The sequence below is a fragment of the Shewanella sp. DNRA4 genome (assembly GCF_012843185.1).
Lineage (GTDB): Bacteria > Pseudomonadota > Gammaproteobacteria > Enterobacterales > Shewanellaceae > Shewanella > Shewanella xiamenensis.
In genome coordinates, this window is record NZ_JABAIP010000003.1 from 191,758 (window position 1) to 209,977 (window position 18,220).

Annotated in this window: 14 protein-coding genes; 7 read left to right on the forward strand and 7 right to left on the reverse strand. The window is 47.0% G+C overall.

All coding sequences use genetic code 11. The annotated features are described in order from the left end of the window. Positions 1-17: 17 nt before the first annotated feature. Genes modC through modA form a run of 3 tightly spaced genes read right to left on the reverse strand, consistent with a single transcriptional unit; the run spans position 18 to position 2,619 of the window. Positions 18-1,103: a molybdenum ABC transporter ATP-binding protein ModC gene (gene modC / locus HG547_RS04510; protein WP_169547125.1), complete on the reverse strand. Its 1,086-nt coding sequence runs from the start codon at positions 1,101-1,103 to the stop codon at positions 18-20. After that, entirely contained in the window at positions 1,097-1,834 is a 738-nt protein-coding gene (modB, locus tag HG547_RS04515; RefSeq protein WP_099457493.1) for a molybdate ABC transporter permease subunit, read from the reverse strand. The genes modC and modB overlap by 7 nt, the downstream gene beginning before the upstream one ends. Beyond that, positions 1,834-2,619, reverse strand: coding sequence for a molybdate ABC transporter substrate-binding protein (gene modA, locus HG547_RS04520; protein ID WP_099457494.1), 786 nt, complete (start codon positions 2,617-2,619; stop codon positions 1,834-1,836). Before modA ends, modB begins: the two co-directional genes overlap by 1 nt. Before the next feature lie 202 nt (positions 2,620-2,821). On the opposite strand from modA, the gene HG547_RS04525 reads away from it, so the two are divergent. Continuing rightward, complete coding sequence (locus tag HG547_RS04525; RefSeq protein ID WP_169547126.1) at positions 2,822-3,601, forward strand: TOBE domain-containing protein; 780 nt, start codon at positions 2,822-2,824, stop codon at positions 3,599-3,601. 17 nt (positions 3,602-3,618) lie between these two features. Here HG547_RS04525 and queG read toward each other — a convergent pair whose 3' ends face one another. Further along, positions 3,619-4,800, reverse strand: a complete 1,182-nt coding sequence (gene queG, locus HG547_RS04530) for a tRNA epoxyqueuosine(34) reductase QueG (protein ID WP_169547127.1) — start codon at positions 4,798-4,800, stop codon at positions 3,619-3,621. Between the two features lie 162 nt (positions 4,801-4,962). Between queG and HG547_RS04535 the strand changes: the two genes are divergently transcribed. Then, complete coding sequence (locus tag HG547_RS04535; protein ID WP_080612369.1) at positions 4,963-5,772, forward strand: transporter substrate-binding domain-containing protein; 810 nt, start codon at positions 4,963-4,965, stop codon at positions 5,770-5,772. On the opposite strand, the gene HG547_RS04540 is transcribed toward HG547_RS04535, so the two are convergent. Next, entirely contained in the window at positions 5,762-7,702 is a 1,941-nt protein-coding gene (locus HG547_RS04540; RefSeq protein ID WP_169547204.1) for a GGDEF domain-containing protein, read from the reverse strand. The genes HG547_RS04535 and HG547_RS04540 overlap by 11 nt on opposite strands. A gap of 114 nt (positions 7,703-7,816) precedes the next feature. Here HG547_RS04540 and HG547_RS04545 point away from each other — a divergent pair, with 114 nt between their 5' ends. Both HG547_RS04545 and HG547_RS04550 read left to right on the forward strand, forming a co-directional pair. After that, on the forward strand, positions 7,817-8,344 hold the full coding sequence (locus HG547_RS04545) for a phosphatase PAP2 family protein (RefSeq protein ID WP_055647711.1): 528 nt from the start codon (positions 7,817-7,819) through the stop codon (positions 8,342-8,344). Between the two features lie 23 nt (positions 8,345-8,367). Further along, entirely contained in the window at positions 8,368-8,802 is a 435-nt protein-coding gene (locus tag HG547_RS04550) for a DUF3069 domain-containing protein (protein WP_037422197.1), read from the forward strand. A gap of 66 nt (positions 8,803-8,868) precedes the next feature. On the opposite strand, the gene HG547_RS04555 is transcribed toward HG547_RS04550, so the two are convergent. Then, on the reverse strand, positions 8,869-10,557 hold the full coding sequence (locus HG547_RS04555; RefSeq protein WP_169547128.1) for an NAD-dependent malic enzyme: 1,689 nt from the start codon (positions 10,555-10,557) through the stop codon (positions 8,869-8,871). A 250-nt stretch (positions 10,558-10,807) separates the two neighbouring features. Then, a complete protein-coding gene (locus tag HG547_RS04560) occupies positions 10,808-12,364 on the reverse strand; it encodes a cyanophycinase (protein ID WP_169547129.1) in 1,557 nt (518 codons plus the stop codon). A gap of 538 nt (positions 12,365-12,902) precedes the next feature. Here HG547_RS04560 and HG547_RS04565 point away from each other — a divergent pair. The 3 genes from HG547_RS04565 to iadA all read left to right on the forward strand — a co-directional run bounded on the left by HG547_RS04565 (position 12,903) and on the right by iadA (position 18,194). Continuing rightward, entirely contained in the window at positions 12,903-15,509 is a 2,607-nt protein-coding gene (locus HG547_RS04565) for a TonB-dependent receptor (protein ID WP_169547130.1), read from the forward strand. A 70-nt stretch (positions 15,510-15,579) separates the two neighbouring features. Further along, positions 15,580-17,025 carry a putative basic amino acid antiporter YfcC gene (gene yfcC, locus HG547_RS04570; protein ID WP_080612336.1) on the forward strand — a complete coding sequence of 482 codons (1,446 nt, stop codon included), beginning with the start codon at positions 15,580-15,582 and terminating at the stop codon, positions 17,023-17,025. Then, a complete protein-coding gene (iadA, locus tag HG547_RS04575) occupies positions 17,025-18,194 on the forward strand; it encodes a beta-aspartyl-peptidase (RefSeq protein WP_169547131.1) in 1,170 nt (389 codons plus the stop codon). The genes yfcC and iadA overlap by 1 nt, the downstream gene beginning before the upstream one ends. Positions 18,195-18,220 lie beyond the last annotated feature (26 nt).

Here is an 18,220-nt window from a genome sequence, read left to right on the forward strand (position 1 = left end):
TGCTCCAAACATGCAACTTAGTGGGACTCGGCAATATCCATTTGTGTCATAGTCACGCCTTTGATTTGGGCATAGATAGCCTTTTCTGGAGCGAGTTGTAACTCGTCACAAGCCCATGGGGTGATGTTGGCCCACAGTTCTTCTTTGCCTAGTGCAATTTTTAGCTGAATTTGCTCGCCATTATCGCTGGGGTAGAGCTCTTTTATTTTTCCTTTGAGTAAGTTACGAATACTCGAGCCTTTAGGTTCCTCTGTGCAAACCGAAACATGGTTCGCTTGAATGCGTACCTTTAACTGTTTATGGGTGGGGGGCAATTGGCCGCTGACCCAGAGCTGATTGCCGTCATCCATCAACAGTCTGGTCATTGGATAATCAGGATGTCTGTCGGAGATTCTGGCGCTCAGCAGTGAACTTAATTCCTGCAATGGTACCCAGGGGCGCATTTGTTCACTATTCCATACCTGTGTTAGCGGTCCTTGGGCGATCATTTTTCCTTGATGCAACACCAACATATGGTCGGCAAGTTGTAGGATTTCATCCAAGCTGTGGCTCACATAGACGATTGGTAGCTTCAATTCCTGCGCTAGGGTTTGTAGGTAAGGCAGCAATTCGTGTTTTCGGGGTAAATCGAGGGAAGCTAAAGGCTCATCCATCAATAGCATTTGCGGCGAGGTGAGTAGGGCACGGCCAATGGCGACCCGTTGTTTTTCGCCGCCGGAAAGCGTGATGGGATAGCGGCTTAAGAGTTTTTCTATGCCCAGTAACGAGACCACTTTATCGAACAATTCAGGTGCTTTATGACGCATTCCATAGGTGAGATTGCCCTTCACACTGTAATGGGGAAATAACCTCGCTTCTTGAAAAACATAGCCAATTCGGCGTTTTTCAGGGGGGAGATTAACAGTTTTATGTTTAAACAATAGTGTGTCGCCAAGGCTAATCTCGCCTTTATCCGGGGTGGTTAATCCGCCAAGTAAATTCACTAAGGAGGTTTTGCCCGCTCCCGAGCGGCCGAATACGGCGGTGACGCCCTGTAAAGGTAACTGGGTGTTCACCTTAAGTTGTAGTTGGCCGAGTTGTTTTTCAATATTGATGTTTAACATACGCTTGCCGTTCTTTTGAGGGCTTTTTTCGTGAGCCATTGGGAGGCGAGCAAAGAAGCCAGGGCTATTACTATCGAGATGATACATAGGCGCATTGCCTGATATTCCGCCCCCGGTGTTTCGATAAAGGAATACATGGCCAGCGGAATGGTGCGAGTTTCGCCGGGAATATTAGAGACGAAGGTAATTGTCGAGCCAAATTCCCCTAGGCTGCGGGCAAAGGCGATGATCATTCCCGACACTATTCCGGGCGAGGTGAGCGGCAGGGTGATGGTCAAAAATACCCGCCAGCGGCTGCTTCCCAAGGTGCGCGCCGCCTGTTCGAGGCGAATATCAACGGTTTCGAAGGATTGACGTATGGCTCTGACCATTAAAGGAAAGGAGACCACAGCGGCGGCGAGTGCCGCGCCGCGCCAGCTAAAGCTAAAACTTAACCCAAACCAGTTATAGAGCCACTGCCCGATTACGCCCTGACGCCCCATACTGATGAGTAGCAGGTAACCCACCACCACGGGCGGCAACACCAATGGGAGATGCAGGAGACTGTCGAAGATAGCCTTACCGGGAAACTCCACGCGCGCCAGCAACCAAGCGCATAAAATGCCTAAGGGTAAACTGGCGAGCACGGCAACCGCCGAGACTTTGAGGCTCAGCAGTAGCGCGGCGGTTTCGTATTCGCTGAGCAGTGGCCCGTTAAACAGCGAGCCACTTACTAAAACATCACTCAGCACTAGTTCACTCCAAAGCCATATTTTTCAAATACTGCTTTTGCACTTGAGCTTTGAAGGTATTGATTAAAGTCTTTAGCGCTGGCGGTTGATTCCTGCTTTGTTAAGGCGCTGGGATATTCAATCGGGCTATAGCTGGTGGCGGGGAAGGTTGCCACAATTTTAATCTTTTGTGCCACTTTGGCATCGGTCGAGTAAACGATACCGAGGGGTGCTTCGCCCTGTTCTACCAATGCTAAAGCGGCGCGCACATTGTTTGCTCTTGCAAGAAGTGGCTGGGCGGTTTTCCAAAGATTCAGGTTTTCAAGCGCTTGCTTGGCGTATTGTCCGGCTGGGACATGATCTGGGTCGCCCACCGCTAAGCGGCTGCCATTGACCGCGGCCTTAATATCCCAATCGCTGTTTAGGGTGACTTGGTCTACTGGGCTATTCTTTTCGGCAATCAGCACTAAGGTATTTTTTAACAGGGTAATGCGGCTATTGGCATTGACCGCCTTGGCCTCGACGAGGTAATCCATCCATTTTTGGTTGGCGGAGATAAACAGATCGGCGGGCGCACCATTAGCGATTTGTTTGGCGAGCGTTGAGGAGGAGGCGAAGGAGAAAATCACTTTCGTTTGATGTTCCTTTTCGTACTGCTGGCCAATCTCATTAAGCGCATTCGTGAGGGATGCGGCGGCAAAAACCGTCACTTGTTCTTGGTCTGCGGCAAAGCTGATGCTGCAACTGAGGGCTAAGCCAACGACTGAGGCTGTGGTAAAGCGTAAAAAGTGTTTGAGCGAGCTCATGGTGTTCCTCCGTGATAAAAAGTGATCGTTATATACCAATCTATATATCGATCATTCAAGTCCCGATGCGTAAATTAGTGATCTCGGCTCGGTTTATTGGCGAAAACGCTAATACCTCGGCGGAGAATTCCGACCGTACGTATTGGTATCTCAAGATTGATCGGGGACAATAGCATTCACTTAAGCTAAGGCGCGCAGGAACATGGACTTACACGCACTATTGACATTGTCCTTGGGGGATAAACCCTTCGCCAATCCTCGGCGGATAGCTTTGCTACGCCAAGTGGCTAATACTGGGTCTATCAGCCAGGGCGCTAAGTTGGCGGGGATCAGCTATAAGGCCGCGTGGGATGCAATAAACGAGATGAACACCACTATGCCCGAGCCCGTCGTCAGCAGTGAAAAGGGTGGTAAGGGCGGTGGTGGCGCCAAACTTACCGAGTTTGGTGAGCGTTTACTTAAGGTGTATTCCATCACCTCGCAGGTGCAGGAAATGGCGCTGTCGGCGTTGCTGGATGATTCGGTCGATATGCACAGTTTGTTAGATGTGATGGCGCATTTCTCCCTTAAAACCAGTGCTCGCAACCAATTAACGGGGCGTATCCACAGCATTGAGCCACTCTGCTTGAATGACAGCCTGAAGGTGACATTGGCGGGAGGGCAACAGATCCAAATCTCAGTGACCCATGCCAGTTTTGAGCGTCTGCAGTTAGCCTTGGACCAATCGATTCTATTGTTGTTTAAGGCACCCGCGGTGACGGCCAGTCGTGATGCTTGCCAGAGCGCGGGGCAAAATTGCGTCAGTGGGCACTTACTGAGTGTGACTAAACTTGCCGATAAGGCTGAGTTAGCGATAGAGATTGGCGGTAAAGAGATTATCTATTCGGTGATGCCATTGGCCGACATTCAAACGCTCAAAGTTGGTGAGCCTTGTTTTGCCTGTTTTGATGCCACACAAGTGATTGTTGCCAGTATGAATTAAGGCATTAAGCTAAGATGCTAGGCATCCCGTGGTAAGCCTTTTTGGATGACCCTAACCAGTCGCTCTGTTTTACGGTTATTGGTTTGTGAGCCGCCCGCACGTTGCCGCACTAGGGCCCAATCGATATGTTCTTTCACCATATCATCGATATCCGCTTGGGCTTTACGTTGCTCGAGGGCGGCAATGATTTGTGGCGAACACGGCGCATTGCCGAGTGCTACAGCGATATTGCGTAGCCAGCGCTGATGACCAATACGGCGAATAGCGCTGCCTTCGGTTTGTTTGAGAAACTCGGCTTCGCTCCAAGCGAATAAGGTAAGCAGTTCTGGCTGTTTGAGCTTAGGCCGAATGTGGAAATCACTCTCCTGGGTTAGTGGTGCTTCGCGATTGACCGGGCACACCAACTGACAATCATCACAACCGTAAATGCGATTGCTCATTAAAGGGCGAAACTCTTCTGGAATGGCACCCTGCAATTCGATTGTCAGATAAGAAATACAGCGCCGAGCATCCACAGTATAGGGCTCGACGATAGCGCCTGTCGGGCAGGAGGTGATGCAGGCCACGCAGGTGTTGCAGTCTTCCTGGATAGGAATGTCTACGGGTAAGGGCAGGTTGATCAGCAATTCCCCAAGGAAGAACCAGCTACCGGCATCGTGATTAAGGATAAGTGAGTGCTTACCTGTCCAACCTATGCCGGCTTTTTCGGCGAGTGGACGTTCCAGCACTGGGGCCGAATCGACAAAGGGCCTAAAGTCGGCGGCATCAAACCCCAAGGCGACAAGCTCGCTACTGATTTGATCACCCAGCTTTTTTAAGCGGGCACGGATGAGTTTGTGGTAATCCCTGCCGCCCGCATAACGCGAGATATAGCCCATATTCGGTGAAGCTAAGTTAGTGGCAAAGCCCGCCTCCGGTGGCAAATAATCCATCCGTGCTGAAATCACTCGAACTGTGCCTGGATGCAACTCATGGGGGCGAGCGCGCATCATGCCATGAGTGGCCATGTAGGCCATTTCTCCGTGATATCCTTTATCTAACCAGGTTTCCAACTTAGCTTCTTCAGCTGTTAAATCGGTGTCACAAATCCCTATTTGGGCAAAACCGAGCGCCTTTCCCCAGTTTTTAATTTGTAAAGCGAGGCGGGATAGGGTGGCTGCATCGGGAATATTGGCGGGAGAGGTTGCTGTGGTTGACATGGAAGCTGCGTTGAACTTAATAAGATGGCTCAATGATAGCAGTTTTAAGCCGCTACGGACGAGTTTAGTGTTTAGGGCATTTAAGCCAAACAGCAATTGTTACTTTCTTCTGTGCGTAAATTAGATCTATGATTAAGATTAACCTCCCCTTCGGCCTTGCCTATGTTATCCGCCATTTCCAAGTACTGCTATCGATTGTTATTAGGTGTGAGCTTAGGTTATTCAGGGCTAAGCTTTGCGATAGTGGCTCCAGTGCGTTTAGTCACAGAAGCTTGGCCGCCTATGAGTTTTGAGCAAGATGGTGTACCCACTGGTTTTGGGGTGGAACTGGTGAATATGCTGCAAGCTCGCCTTGGACAGCAAGAAAAGATTGAAGTATTGCCTTGGGCGCGGGCGTATTCGATCGCGAGTACAACGGCAAATGTGCTGCTATTTGCGACATCTATCAGCGATGAGCGGGAAGCCAATTTTGATTTTATTGGCCCCATCGCGACTAGCAACATTACTCTTTACACCAGAGCGGACGATCCTATCAGCATCAATCACTTGTTGGATGTGAATACGGCGGGAATTGTTGGTGTGTATCGAGAGTCTGTGGGGGCACAACTGTTGCAACAGCAGGGAGTTAATGCCCTCTTAGTGGCAAGTTTTCCACAGCAATCGGCTAAACAGCTGTTGTTTTCGCGGATACGATTCTGGTGTCAGGCTGATCTGGCGGTAAAGCATATACTTGAAGATGTAGGGGCGAAGGAATCGGCTATTAAACCTGTTTATATTATCGCTGAAATCCATCTTTATCTTGCTTTCTCGAAGGGGACACCTGCCGAGACTGTGCAGCGTTGGCAAGTTGAGTTAGAAAAGCTAAAAGAGTCAGGGGAGTTTGCAAAGGTCTATCAAAAATGGTTTGGCGCACTGCAGCCCCCCCTCGAAAATCAGATTTTTTGGCGTAAAAATAATTCAGCTAGCAGGTAAGTTCCGCAGCTTTAACACAGTTTCTTCCGGCATTTTTGGCTTCGTACAGCGCGCTATCTGCCCGTTTCAGTAAACGGGCAAAGCTTTCATCTTGAGGCTTTGTCTCTGGACATAAGGTGGCAACTCCTGCACTGACGGTCAGTTTTAACTCTTCCGGTAAATTAATGGTGCCGTAACGGCTGATTAAGCTTTGTAATTCATGGGCCAGCTCCCAAACGCGTTCAGCGCTGGTATTGGGTAATAAGATCAAAAACTCCTCACCGCCGATCCTGCCGACTTGATTGCGGTCCGCGGCAAATTCTTTGCAGGCCTGGGCTATGGTTAAAAGTGCTTGGTCGCCAATTTCGTGGCCGAAGTTATCGTTGATTTTTTTAAAATGATCGGCATCGAAGATGATGATCGAAAAAGGCATTTGCTGTTTAAGCGCTTGCTGAAAATACTGTTCTGCTTGGGCATATATATGCCTGCGATTAGGCAATTGGGTGAGATAATCGGTTAAGGCGATGGTTTGTAGTTGGCGGTTTCTGTGCACTTGCTTATAGGCAAATAGCGACACTATGCCCAAAATACAGCCCGTCAACAGCAGAATGATAAGCTGTAGTGACTTATTTTTTTCGAGCAAGGCTAATTCTTGCTCTTTTAATTTTTGGTTATCAATCAATCGCTTGTTTTCAGACTCGATCCTACTGGTATCAAATTTTACTTTTAATTCAGTTGTCTGGTGAGCCGTGGAGTTGTTATCAACTTTCTTCGTTAGATCAACAAATTGCTGCAGAGTATAGTAGGCTTGCTGTAAGTCCCCCATCGCAGCATAGATATCACTCTTGAGTTGTAACAGTTGAATAAGACCACGGTCATTATGCATGGTCCGAAAAGCATTTTCGGCTGAGGCTAGTTCAGTTAGCGCCTCTGGGTAAAGAGCTTGTTGAGAAAGGATTTTTGCCATAAAAAGCTTCATAAAACCATAAGCTCCGGGCTCTTTCTCTGTAATGTCGAGTGCAGCCTCCTTTAAATAGTTTTCCGCTTCCTGTAACCGGTTTAATTGAATAAGACTGTAGGCTATATTCGTTGCATTTATTGCAGCCACAAGCTTGTACTTGTGATCTTTAAAATATTGGTAACTAAAGCGAAAGTTCTCTATTGCTTGCTCATGCTCCCCTATTTCATCTAGGGCGAGTCCAATATCTGAAGTTACACCAGCAACTTGATCCATATTGCCATTTTTTAAATATAACTCTTTGAGTTTTTGATAGTATTTTATTGCGCTTTCAGGGTCGCCATAGCGTCTAAAGCTGGTGGCAATATCGGTCAAGTTTATATTGGCCCAGCCTGTGAGATTTAATGATTCATAAAGCCCTTGGGCGGTGACAAGATCGTCTAATGCCTCTGAAAAGTCACCAATATAGGAGTGTAGTGCTCCACGAAGACTGCGGGCATCGGCAATGAGTTTTATATCTTCATGCGCGTATGCGCTTTTCACGCCTTTACTATAACTTTCCATAGCTCCGCTAATATCACCACTTAGCTGTAAAAACCAAGCATGGCAAAGGGTTATATCGGTAATAAAATGGGCCGAAGCGGTAGATGGAATATGTGAGAGCATTTGCTCGGCATAATTAAGCGCGTTAGTTATTTGGCCTTCATCATCTGAAGGTTGGCTCCAGCACTTGATTTGGTTAAGTTTTTCAATACGTTCTATATCATCACTTGAGATGTACTGCTCTAGTAAAGCAATATTTTTCTCGATGGCTTCACGGGACATTGTCTCGCCGCTATCAAATAATTTGAATATTTGTTCGACCTGTGGCGGCTCTTCAGCTAAAGCTAGGTATGCTTGCCCGGTGAAGAGGAGTAGTGCTATGGCAAAGAATCGTTGGCAATATCGCAAGAGATAGATTTCCTGTTCACTTTGAAACAGATAGCTAACTATTATCCTAACATAAGTTTTTCACTAATTGTTTACATTGTGTATTGGCAATTTTTGCATTCATTCCGCTATCAAGGTATAAACGTCGCCTTGGATCTCACCCAATAAGGAAAACCCTTGAAAAAATTACTCTGTGCCGCACTGTTACTGTTCACGGGAGCGAGTTGGGCAAACTCGGATGATATCGAGACCTCGGGCGATGTGGTTCATTTACTCCTGCCGGCGACGGCTTTGGGCGCGACCCTATTCTATGAAGAGGGGAATGAAGGCTCGTGGCAATTACTTAAAGCAGCAGTCTCGAGCCGAGTCATAGTCGAAGGGCTTAAGCTGGGTGTCAATAAGGATAGACCCGATGGCAGTGGTGATGATTCTTTCCCATCCGGGCACACCTCGGATAGTTTTATGGCAGCCACGTTTATTCAGCAGCGTTATGGCTGGCAATATGGTCTGCCGGCGTATCTTGCTGCGACTTATGTGGGTTATACCCGAGTCGAGAGCGATAAGCACTATTTAGAAGATGTCCTCGCCGGCGCTGCCATTGGCGCACTGGCGGGTTGGTATTTTACTGAGCCCTATAAAGGGATCACAGTGACACCGTTAGCCCATAATGGGGTTTATGGTTTATATATTAGCGGTCAATTTTAAGTTGTTTATAAAAGAGAGTCATTATGGCTGAAGTATCAGTTGAGTATCGCGAAACTGCCGAGCGCATTTCTTACAATGTTGCCAATAAAGTGTTACCTATGGCGAAATTGCCCGAGAGCCTATTAGCGGCCTATCAAGGTTTATGTGCCGAGCTGTTAGAAGACAGAGAAACTAAATTTAGCCAAGCGTGGGATGCGTTACCCGCCAGTGCGCGTAATTTAATGCCACAGGCTGAGTTTCACGGTTTCTATATTGCCAACGCTTGGTTGCAACTCAGCCGTGTTGCACAGGAGATTTCTGAGCAGGCGGATACGGACGAAGCGATTAACGAGAAGGAATACAACGGGATATTTACCCGTTTGGCCGATGAGTCGCTCAAAGAAAGCCTGCGTAAGTTGAAAAAGGCCCGCACCGATCGCTCTATGCTCAATAGCTTTAAACAGGTGATGGCGCCTTAAGCTGTGAGTTTGACCCAATAAAAAGCCCGTCGATTGACGGGCTTTTTATTGGAATAATGTCTGAAATTAGAACGAAGTACGCTTATAACGGCGGTACTCTGGCTTCCAGAAATTATCTTCGATAGATTGCATCAGCAGCTCATCACTCGCAGGTAAGGATAGGCCTTGCTCAATCGCCACTTTACCGACGGCGAACGCAATATGCTTACTCACTGAGTGAATATCTTCCAGTTTTGGCAGGAGTGGCCCTGAGCTATTAATGGCTAACGGTGAGCATTCGGCGAGCGCGCGGCTCGATGCCATTAACATCGCATCGGAGACATGGCGAGCTCCCGAGGCGAGTACACCTAAACCAATGCCTGGGAAGATAAAGCTGTTGTTACATTGCGCGATTTCATAGGTCTCGCCATCGACAACTACAGGCTCGAACGGGCTACCCGTTGCCACTAAGGCTTGGCCTGACGTCCAGTGCAGAATGTCTTTTGGCGTCGCTTCAACACGGCTGGTGGGGTTCGACAGTGGGAAGATAATTGGGCGTTCGCAGTGGCTATGCATTGCACGCACAATTTCTTCAGTAAATAGACCCGGTGCGCCCGATACGCCAATCAGAACCGTTGGCTTAGCGTTATTGACTACATCGAGCAGTGAAATATTATCACTGAAGTTATTCCAGTTGCTGATATCGGCACATTTTTGAGCCAATTTTTGTTGGAATGGCAACAGGTTAGGCATGTTGTCGAGCAGCAGGCCCCAACGGTCAACCATGCAGACTTGGCTGCGGGCTTGCTCATCGCTGATCCCTTCAGACACCATTTGCGCAACGATAGCTTCGGCAATACCGCATCCAGCGCTACCAGCACCTAAAAAGGCAACTCGTTGTTTGTTCAGCTCAGTGCCCGCGGCTTTACAGGCGGCGAGTAACGAACCTACAGTCACGGCGGCGGTGCCTTGAATGTCATCGTTAAAGCAGCAGTAGCGATCTTTATAACGCTCAAGGATTGGCATCGCATTCTTTTGGGCAAAATCTTCGAATTGGATCAGTGTATCTGGCCAACGTACATGCACGGCTTGCATAAAGGCTTCGATAAACTCGGCATACTCTTCGCCGCCAATACGTGGATGGCGCCAACCCATGTACATAGGATCTTCCAGCAATTGTGGATTATCGGTACCTACGTCTAAGGTAATGGGTAGTGTATATGCGGGGCTGATCCCACCACAGCTAGTGTACAGTGACAATTTACCAATCGGGATCCCCATGCCGCCAATACCTTGGTCGCCTAAGCCTAAGATGCGCTCACCGTCGGTCACAACGATGATTTTTACTTTTTGGCGAGTCGAGTTATTGAGGATGTCGTCGATTCTGTCCTTATTCGGGTAGGAGATGAACAGACCACGGTTACGGCGATAGTTTTTCGAGAAGCGCTCACAGGCCAAACCTACCGTCGGGGTGTAGATAATTGGCATCATTTCGCTGATGTGGTTTTGCACTAAACGATAAAACAGGGTTTCGTTGGTGTCTTGAATGTTGCGCAGATAGATGTGCTTATCGAGATCGTTATTGAAACTTCTGAACTGATCGTAGGCGCGCGAAGCCTGTTCTTCAATGGTTTCAATGGCGTAGGGTACTAGGCCTTCGAGGTTAAAGAAAATACGCTCTTCTTCCGAAAATGCACTGCCCTTGTTAATTAAGGGAGCTTCAAGAATGGCAGGTCCTGCAAACGGAAGATAGAGGGGGCGTTTATTATCGTCCATGGGTAACCTTTGAGTTATTGTTTAAGTGGTTCGGTACGTGCTTGAGACGTGCTATAGGTCACGTAAGGTTATCACGAAATGTGATCTTTGTTGCCTGTGTCGTGCGCTATTTGTGGCTTTTTTTGCAGCACAGGCAATTCTTACTGTTTAAAACAGGCTTCTGTTAAATTGTTGTAAATGCTTTTGCCGAGTAAATGGCTGTTTAACGGCGTTATTGAAACAAAAACGCAGCCTAGGCTGCGTAATAGAATCACTGTATTTCGAGCACTAAATTGATGGATTGATATCCCACAGCGCCTTGGGCTAGCTGGCAGCTATCATCTAGCATAGGTTTAATCGTTAATCTGGCTTTATTTACCATGACTTGGTTTTGTTCTTCATCTAAGCATGCACTCTTCACCCATTGTGTAAAATTATTCACTACTGGCTTAGTTACTTGGGGTGAATTAGAGGTGGCTGCTTCTGCAGTTTTCCTTATTGTTAATTCAGCAATTTTATTGCCCTCTTTGTCCATAGTGAGCACTGACCCCTTAGTGAGATAATGGGATATAGCGTTTATTTGAGTGTGAAAACTGTGTGCGGTTTTCTGCTTTACTTGTTCAATAACCCATACGCCATGTTGCCCAGAAACTGTGAATTTTTGTGATTTAGTATCAACCAGTAAAGCTGTGTTTTCATCAATTCCAAACGCCATCTCAGTACCAGTATTTGCGGCCAAGATCAGCAAGCGTAGCTGGCGATCCCGTTCAGTAAAGTGGGTATCGAGAATGCCAAAGGGGAAAAATCCTAGGCCCCCTTCAGGTCGGTAAGTCACTGCTGTAGCTGGAATTGCACCATCACAATTATTGAGTTCACAACGTTCACTTGGCGCCTTTGCGGCATACGTGCCAAAGGTGAGTGCCCCCTCGCTGGTGCCACCAGTAATCATATTATGTTGGGTCATGACTGCTGTGCCTGCACTGGTGCCGCCGATAACGATTTGTTGCTGAGCAAAGCGCTTTTTAACCAGTGTTAAGGCGTCACTTGGTTGACCCTCAGGCGTTAGCCAGGCTTTTAGGGTTAGACTTTGATCGCCTCCGTTGAGGAACAATCCATCCATTTGTTCAAGAAACTTGTAAAGTGTGTTTGGATTATCGCAGTAATCATGTTGACGTTGAGTCTTTGCAGGATAGAGCCTTTGTTTATCAATGTTTCCTTGGAGTTGCTGACGGAACAATGGCAGCATTTTACATTCACCAGTGGCAATTCCCTTTTGCAGAGCAGCGTCAATGGGGAGCCAAATCACCTCTGCGCCCGCTTGCTCAAACACACTTAGATAAAAGTGAGCACTCTCAAAGGGATCTCTGGCCGATGCCGTAACGATAGCAATTAATGGCCGCTGTGCAGTCGGTTGCCTTTGTTGACGCTTTTTTAAGGCTTGTTGAACAAACACTCGATAAAGTTCAATAGTCTGTGAACTACGACTGGCATCAAGTATGACTTGCTCTTGTTTACTTGAACCATCCGCTTGCTGCTGTCCTTCGAGTAAATCGAGTAGGGCAAAATACGTTTTATCATCCAATGAGTTGAGTAACGCTGGATCGAATTTTCCAATCTTCTGTTTTAATTCGTTTAAGGGAATTAGCGCGGGGTATTTTTCTGCGGCTAAGCTGGCATTACGTAGATTGGTCTGTTGTGCTTGAGTGAGCATCTCAAGGCTTGGGTGAGCCAAAGCCCGCTCTAGCCATAATGGACTGAAATCATAGCGAATGTCACGTTTGGCGGTTGGCGAAAATGCGGTGTTGATTTTGCAATTTTCAGGTGACATTGAACTACAGGTCTTTATTCCTCCACCAACGAGCATCAGGTCAAATTGTAGCTGCTGAGGAGCTTGTTTTTGGGGTTGTAAAATAGGTAACGCATTGAGGTTGGGAGAAACTAAGACGCCAAAAAAACAGCAAAACGCTAGCAATTTCTTGGATCTAAAAAGTAAGTATTTTGATGATGGATGGTTCATGGTGGCACTCAATAAAAAAGTGTGCGCCATGTATTGACTCGGAGCTTATGTTACGGATAGCCTCTTAACAGGTCAATAACAAAAGACTGTTTTTTATAACATGAACTCTGCAGCAACTCTTTTCCAACGATATCACTATCGTACGTGGTATCTGTCCGAATGGTGGGACGAATAACCTACTGAACACGCTTGTGTTTAGTGGAGTTTTGTTCTGCTGTCTAACTCCCCTATCAATGATTTGATAGACGAAAGGCTTTCTGTAAAACATTAACTAATGCCATGCGTATTGACTCACGCACAGCAAAGCCACGTCTCAAAATTCTAATAAGATGATTTTCGGGAGCTTACCATGAGAAGTTCAGTACTTTTATACACAATTTTTGGCTTGGCCTTGTCACCTATCGCAGTTGTAGTTGCAAATGAATTAGAAAAAAGTTCGCCAAATCAACCCGCGACAGAATCTGAGGTTGAACGGGTTGCCGTCACTGGTTCTCGCCTTAAGGGCGTGGATATGGAAGGGGCAAATCCCTTACAAAGTTTTAGTCAGGATGAGATCACTAAACGCGGTTATGCATCGGTCAGTGAGTTTCTCAAGGATTTACCGCAGGCTTCGAGTGCGGGAACCTTCTCCGAAACAGGCGGTGTAGGCGGTGCAGATGGCGCTCCTGCGGGAGCCTCTGGTGTGAGTTTGCGTGGATTAGGCTCTAGCTCGACCTTAGTGCTCGTCAATGGTCGACGGGTTGCTGTGGATTCATTTTCAAATGGCTCGGACTCCTTTGTTAACGTTAACGCAATTCCCTTATCTGCGATTGAGCGCATTGATGTATTAACCGACGGCGCCTCATCTATTTATGGCTCAGATGCGATTGCAGGTGTGATTAACTTTATCTTACGTAAAGATTTTGTTGGGCATGAGCTGACCGCGCAATATGGTGACGATACCTCGGATCATGATGCGAGCCGTAAAAATCTGACCTACGCGGGCGGTTTTGCAACGGAGAAAAGCAATACCACTGTAGTATTAGATTACGCAACCCGTAACCCCATTTTTAACAGTGATAGACCTGTCAACGTCACGTTTGAATCGAATACTCGCATGACAATTGATGGTAGCGATTATGCCGAAACCTGGTGTGGTAACGACACCCAAAAGGCAGGCACCCGTTGTAATTATGACTATGTGATCCAGCGGGCTATTCAGCCTGATTACGAAAATGCGGGGGCGACTTTCAATCATATTTATCGATTGGATAATGGTTTAGAGCTATTTGCTGAGGGCATGTATCAAAAAAATACGGGCTCAGCATATGAAGCACCTGCGGGCTATACCGTTGATGTAGCTGGTGACGCGGCGTTTATTCCGCAATATGTGAAGGATATTGATCTTAAAGATGGCAGCGTCAGTGATTTTATCACGGTGAGAACACGCTTTCCTGAGCGTCGAGTTCAGGAATACGATACACAAAGCTACCGTTTACTTGCGGGCCTGCGTGGTGAACTGGCGGAGTGGAGCTGGGAAAGTGCGCTGAGCTACGGCAAGTCGACTAATGAAATCAAAAACATATCTGGTTATATGAATGCGAATTTATTGGACGATGCTGTAGCGATGGGGAAATTTAATCCCTTCAATTTAGGTCGTGATAATACAGAGGCTGAGCTAGCGGCGCTAAGAGATCCCGGAGTTCGTCGGGGTGAGTCCGAGGTGCTTTCTGTCGATTTTAATATTAGTGGCGAGTTATTTAATTTACCTGCTGGTACTGTAAGTTCAGTATTTGGCGGTGAATTCCGTAAAGAGGACATATTCGATAAACCGTCAGTTAATGCGGTCAATAACGAGATTATCGGCTTAGGGGCAAGTGATGCCGCAGCAGACCGCACCCAATATGCTGCCTATGGCGAGTTTAATTTTCCACTCACTGAGAGTTTGGACCTGATCGCAGCTTTACGTTACGACCATTACAGTGATTTTGGTGGCGATGTGAATCCTAAAGTATCGCTGCGTTATCGCCCAATAGATGAATTGGTGCTGAGGGCTTCATGGAGCACAGGTTTCAGGGCGCCATCGCTTTCCCAGCTTGGGGCGGGAACCTCCCTTAGCAGTCAATATATTAATTGCGGCGCTGACGAACCCTACAATAGTCTATGCGGTGTCGCGGGGGCTGAGTTTGGAGAGCTAGAATTTGATCAAGAAACCATTGGTAACAAAGGGTTAGAGGCTGAAAAATCTGAGGCATTGAATATAGGAATGTCTTGGAATGCTACTGACAATTTGCAATTTACTGTCGATTATTGGCGTTATGATCACGATGATATTGTCGATATTGATGCTAACACCACCTTAGATGCCTGTATTAAAAATCCTGCAAATATTGTCGATAGTATCGCAGCATTAGGAGACAACTTTGGTTGTGTTGTGGATAGCCAAGGAGATATTAGCTTCTTACGGACGGGTTACTTTAACGTCGGTAACCAATCGACCGATGGTTTAGATTATAAAGTGGACTATCGTCTTGAAACCGATGCGGCCGGCGAGTTTAGCTTTTATCTCGCGGGTACCGAAACCTTCTCCTTTGAGCGGCAATTGACTCCTTCTACACCGAAGGAGGATCTACTCGGTCGTTTAAGTGGCGCCTCTGAAATTGCTCGCCCTGAAAGCGTGATTGATCTCGGTACTGACTGGCAGTTGAATGATTTGAGCGTCAGTATCGCAGGACACTATATCAGCTCATTAGGTGACGGTGATTTTAAGTTTGATAATGAAACCGTAGATAGCTGGCTGACGTTTAGCGCTAGCGTGGGATATGAGCTAAGTGAGCACCATAGCTTGTTGTTGTCAGTGCGTAACTTAACCGATGAGGAGCCGCCTTATGCTTCATCCCCCACTAATGGTTATGCCAGTTCAGTACATGATTGGCTCGGCCGTCGCTGGAATATGAGTTACACCTTCAAGTTTTAATCAGTCTGTGGGCTGGCTTAATCTCGATTAAGCCAGCCCTTTGTCATCCTATTGATGAAGGTATTCCTCAATGAAATCACCCCTAGCGCGGCAAATGCCCGACGCCTTTGTTATCTTATTTTTTATTGTGTTACTCGCAGCAATCAGCAGCTACCTTGTCCCCGCGGGGTGGTTCGCGATGACGGAGGTCATAGACTCTGCGGGAAATACCGTTAAGCGAATTGACCCACAGCAATTTTTTATTGCTCAAGATACTGCCCACCATGTGAGTTTGTTTTCCTCAACCGATAAAACGGGATTAGTTAACTTTGCCTTTGATGGTATGACATCGGGCGACAGAATGGGCTCCGCCGTTGGGGTTGTTGCTTTTATTCTTATTGTGGGCGGCGCCTTTGGGGTGGTAATGGAAACTGGGGCTATTACCGCCTGTATCATGGCCGTGATAAACCAATTACAACGTAGTCAAATATTATTAATCCCGTTGCTTTTTGTTATTTTCTCACTGAGCGGCGCTGTTTATGGCATGAGTGAAGAAGCGATTGCATTTTGCATTGTCTTATTACCCCTATTTAACGCTCTGGGTTACAGTGCGGCAACGGTTGTGATGGTGACTTATCTGTCGACCCAAATTGGTTTTGCCACCTCTTGGATGAACCCTTTTAGCGTAGCTATTGCCCAAGGGATTGCCGATGTACCTTTAATGTCAGGTGCGGGACTTAGAATAGCTATTTGGTGTTTGTTTACCGCGGTAGGACTGGCTTTTACTCTGCATTATGCCAACAAACATCGTACTCCTTTGTTAATAAAAACAGAGCAACTTGAGCAAAGCACCTTAAACACTCAATGCTCTTCCTTTGATATCATAGTGTTACTTTGCTTGTTTGGCGTCATCCTGTGGGTTATTTGGGGGGTGGTAGCCAAGGGATATTATATTCCCCAAATTGCCAGCCAATTTTTTACCTTAGCCTTATTGGTTGGATTAATTAGCGTTTTATGGCGCAAACGCAGTTTGAACCAAATTTCAATGGCGTTCCAACGGGGGGCGAGTGAATTACTCCCGGCTGCCATGATAGTCGGTTTTGCCAAAGGGGTGGTGTTACTGCTGGGGGGAGATGATCCGCAGCAGCCTTCCATTTTGAATACTGTGCTGCATTATGCGGGTCAATGGCTGGCCTCCTTACCTGATGCTATTGCGGCACTGCTGATGTATCTGTTTCAATCTGTGATGAATTTTTTCGTCGCATCTGGTTCCGGACAAGCAGCACTGACTATGCCTATTATGGCGCCGCTGGCTGATATTGCTGGAATTAGCCGACAAATCGCGGTGTTATGTTTTCAATTAGGGGATGGTTTAACCAATTTGGTCATCCCTACATCCGCCTCCCTCATGGGCTGTTTAGGTGTCGCCAAGCTGTCTTATGGTCAATGGCTCGCGCTGATTTGGCGCTTTCAACTCTTATTGACGATTATGGCGAGTGCGGTGGTTTTATTTGCAATTTTTATGGGATATCACTGATGTTAACTTTAATTCGCAATGCCTTGGTCTACTCTCCACAATTACTGGGGCTACAGGATGTCCTATTTTGTGGGTCGAACATACTGCAAATTGCTAAAGGGATTAAATTACCCAATGCGGCTTGGGTCAAAGAAGTTGATGCCGATGGCTGTATCCTTATTCCTGGTTTGGTTGATCCTTTAGTGCATATTACTGGTGGCGGTGGTGAGGGGGGCTATCATACTCGAACGCCTGAAATGCAATTAACGGATGCCACACTTGCCGGAGTGACCACCTTAGTGGCCGCGCTTGGGACGGATGCGGTAAGCCGCAGTTTAAATGAGTTAGTGATTAAGGCGCGAGCGTTAACCTATGAAGGCTTAAGCGTTTTTTGTTACACCGGCTCCTACGAGTTTCCCGTTAAAACCATTACAGGCGATATCACTCAAGATTTAATGATGATTGATAATGTGATTGGGGTTGGCGAGATCGCCATTGCTGATCACCGCGGTTCACAGCTCACTGCCGCAGAGCTTGCGCGGGTGGCGGCGCAGAGTCGAGTGGGGGGAATGCTCAGTGGTAAAGCGGGCATTGTCTTTGTCCATGTAGGGGACGGCGCATCGGGGCTACAATTATTACATCAGGTTGCCAAGCAATCAGATATTCCCTTGGCTCAGTTCTATCCAACGCATATCAATCGCTCACAACAGCTGTTAGAACAAGGGGTTGAATTTGCTAAAAAAGGTGGGGTCATTGATTTTACCACATCGACCAATCAACATTTCTTAAATGAAGGCGAAGTGTCAGTCACCGCTGCGGTTAAATTTGCACTGGAGCAGGGGGTTGATTCGAGTCGAATAAGCTTAAGCTCCGACGGTAACGCCAGCCTGCCCGTATTTGATCACGCGGGGGAATGTATTGGGGTTGAGGTGGGGCAGGTCAGCAGCTTGTTTTACGCCATGTTGGCACTGGTTAAAAGTGGTTTTTCACTAGAGCAAATCCTCCCATTAGTGACATCCAATGCGGCACGTACTCTCAAATTAAAGCGTAAAGGGGGGATTGCCCTCGATAAAGATGCTGATTTTGTTTTATTAAACAATGATCTTGCTATTAATAAAGTTTGGGGCAAGGGACAACTGTTAGTGGATAATGGGATCGCCGTTAAATTAGGTACCTTTGAGGTTGGCTAGGGCGTGTTGAGATGATTCTTTGAGTC

What these genes read in the sequence shown, in the direction of transcription:
- modC (WP_169547125.1), bottom strand. Translation starts at nt 1,103, where the DNA reads ATGTTAAACATCAATATTGAAAAACAACTCGGCCAACTACAACTTAAG.
- modA (WP_099457494.1), bottom strand. Translation starts at nt 2,619, where the DNA reads ATGAGCTCGCTCAAACACTTTTTACGCTTTACCACAGCCTCAGTCGTT.
- HG547_RS04525 (WP_169547126.1), top strand. Translation starts at nt 2,822, where the DNA reads ATGGACTTACACGCACTATTGACATTGTCCTTGGGGGATAAACCCTTC.
- queG (WP_169547127.1), bottom strand. Translation starts at nt 4,800, where the DNA reads ATGTCAACCACAGCAACCTCTCCCGCCAATATTCCCGATGCAGCCACC.
- HG547_RS04535 (WP_080612369.1), top strand. Translation starts at nt 4,963, where the DNA reads ATGTTATCCGCCATTTCCAAGTACTGCTATCGATTGTTATTAGGTGTG.
- HG547_RS04550 (WP_037422197.1), top strand. Translation starts at nt 8,368, where the DNA reads ATGGCTGAAGTATCAGTTGAGTATCGCGAAACTGCCGAGCGCATTTCT.
- HG547_RS04555 (WP_169547128.1), bottom strand. Translation starts at nt 10,557, where the DNA reads ATGGACGATAATAAACGCCCCCTCTATCTTCCGTTTGCAGGACCTGCC.
- HG547_RS04560 (WP_169547129.1), bottom strand. Translation starts at nt 12,364, where the DNA reads ATGTCACCTGAAAATTGCAAAATCAACACCGCATTTTCGCCAACCGCC.
- HG547_RS04565 (WP_169547130.1), top strand. Translation starts at nt 12,903, where the DNA reads ATGAGAAGTTCAGTACTTTTATACACAATTTTTGGCTTGGCCTTGTCA.
- yfcC (WP_080612336.1), top strand. Translation starts at nt 15,580, where the DNA reads ATGAAATCACCCCTAGCGCGGCAAATGCCCGACGCCTTTGTTATCTTA.
- iadA (WP_169547131.1), top strand. Translation starts at nt 17,025, where the DNA reads ATGTTAACTTTAATTCGCAATGCCTTGGTCTACTCTCCACAATTACTG.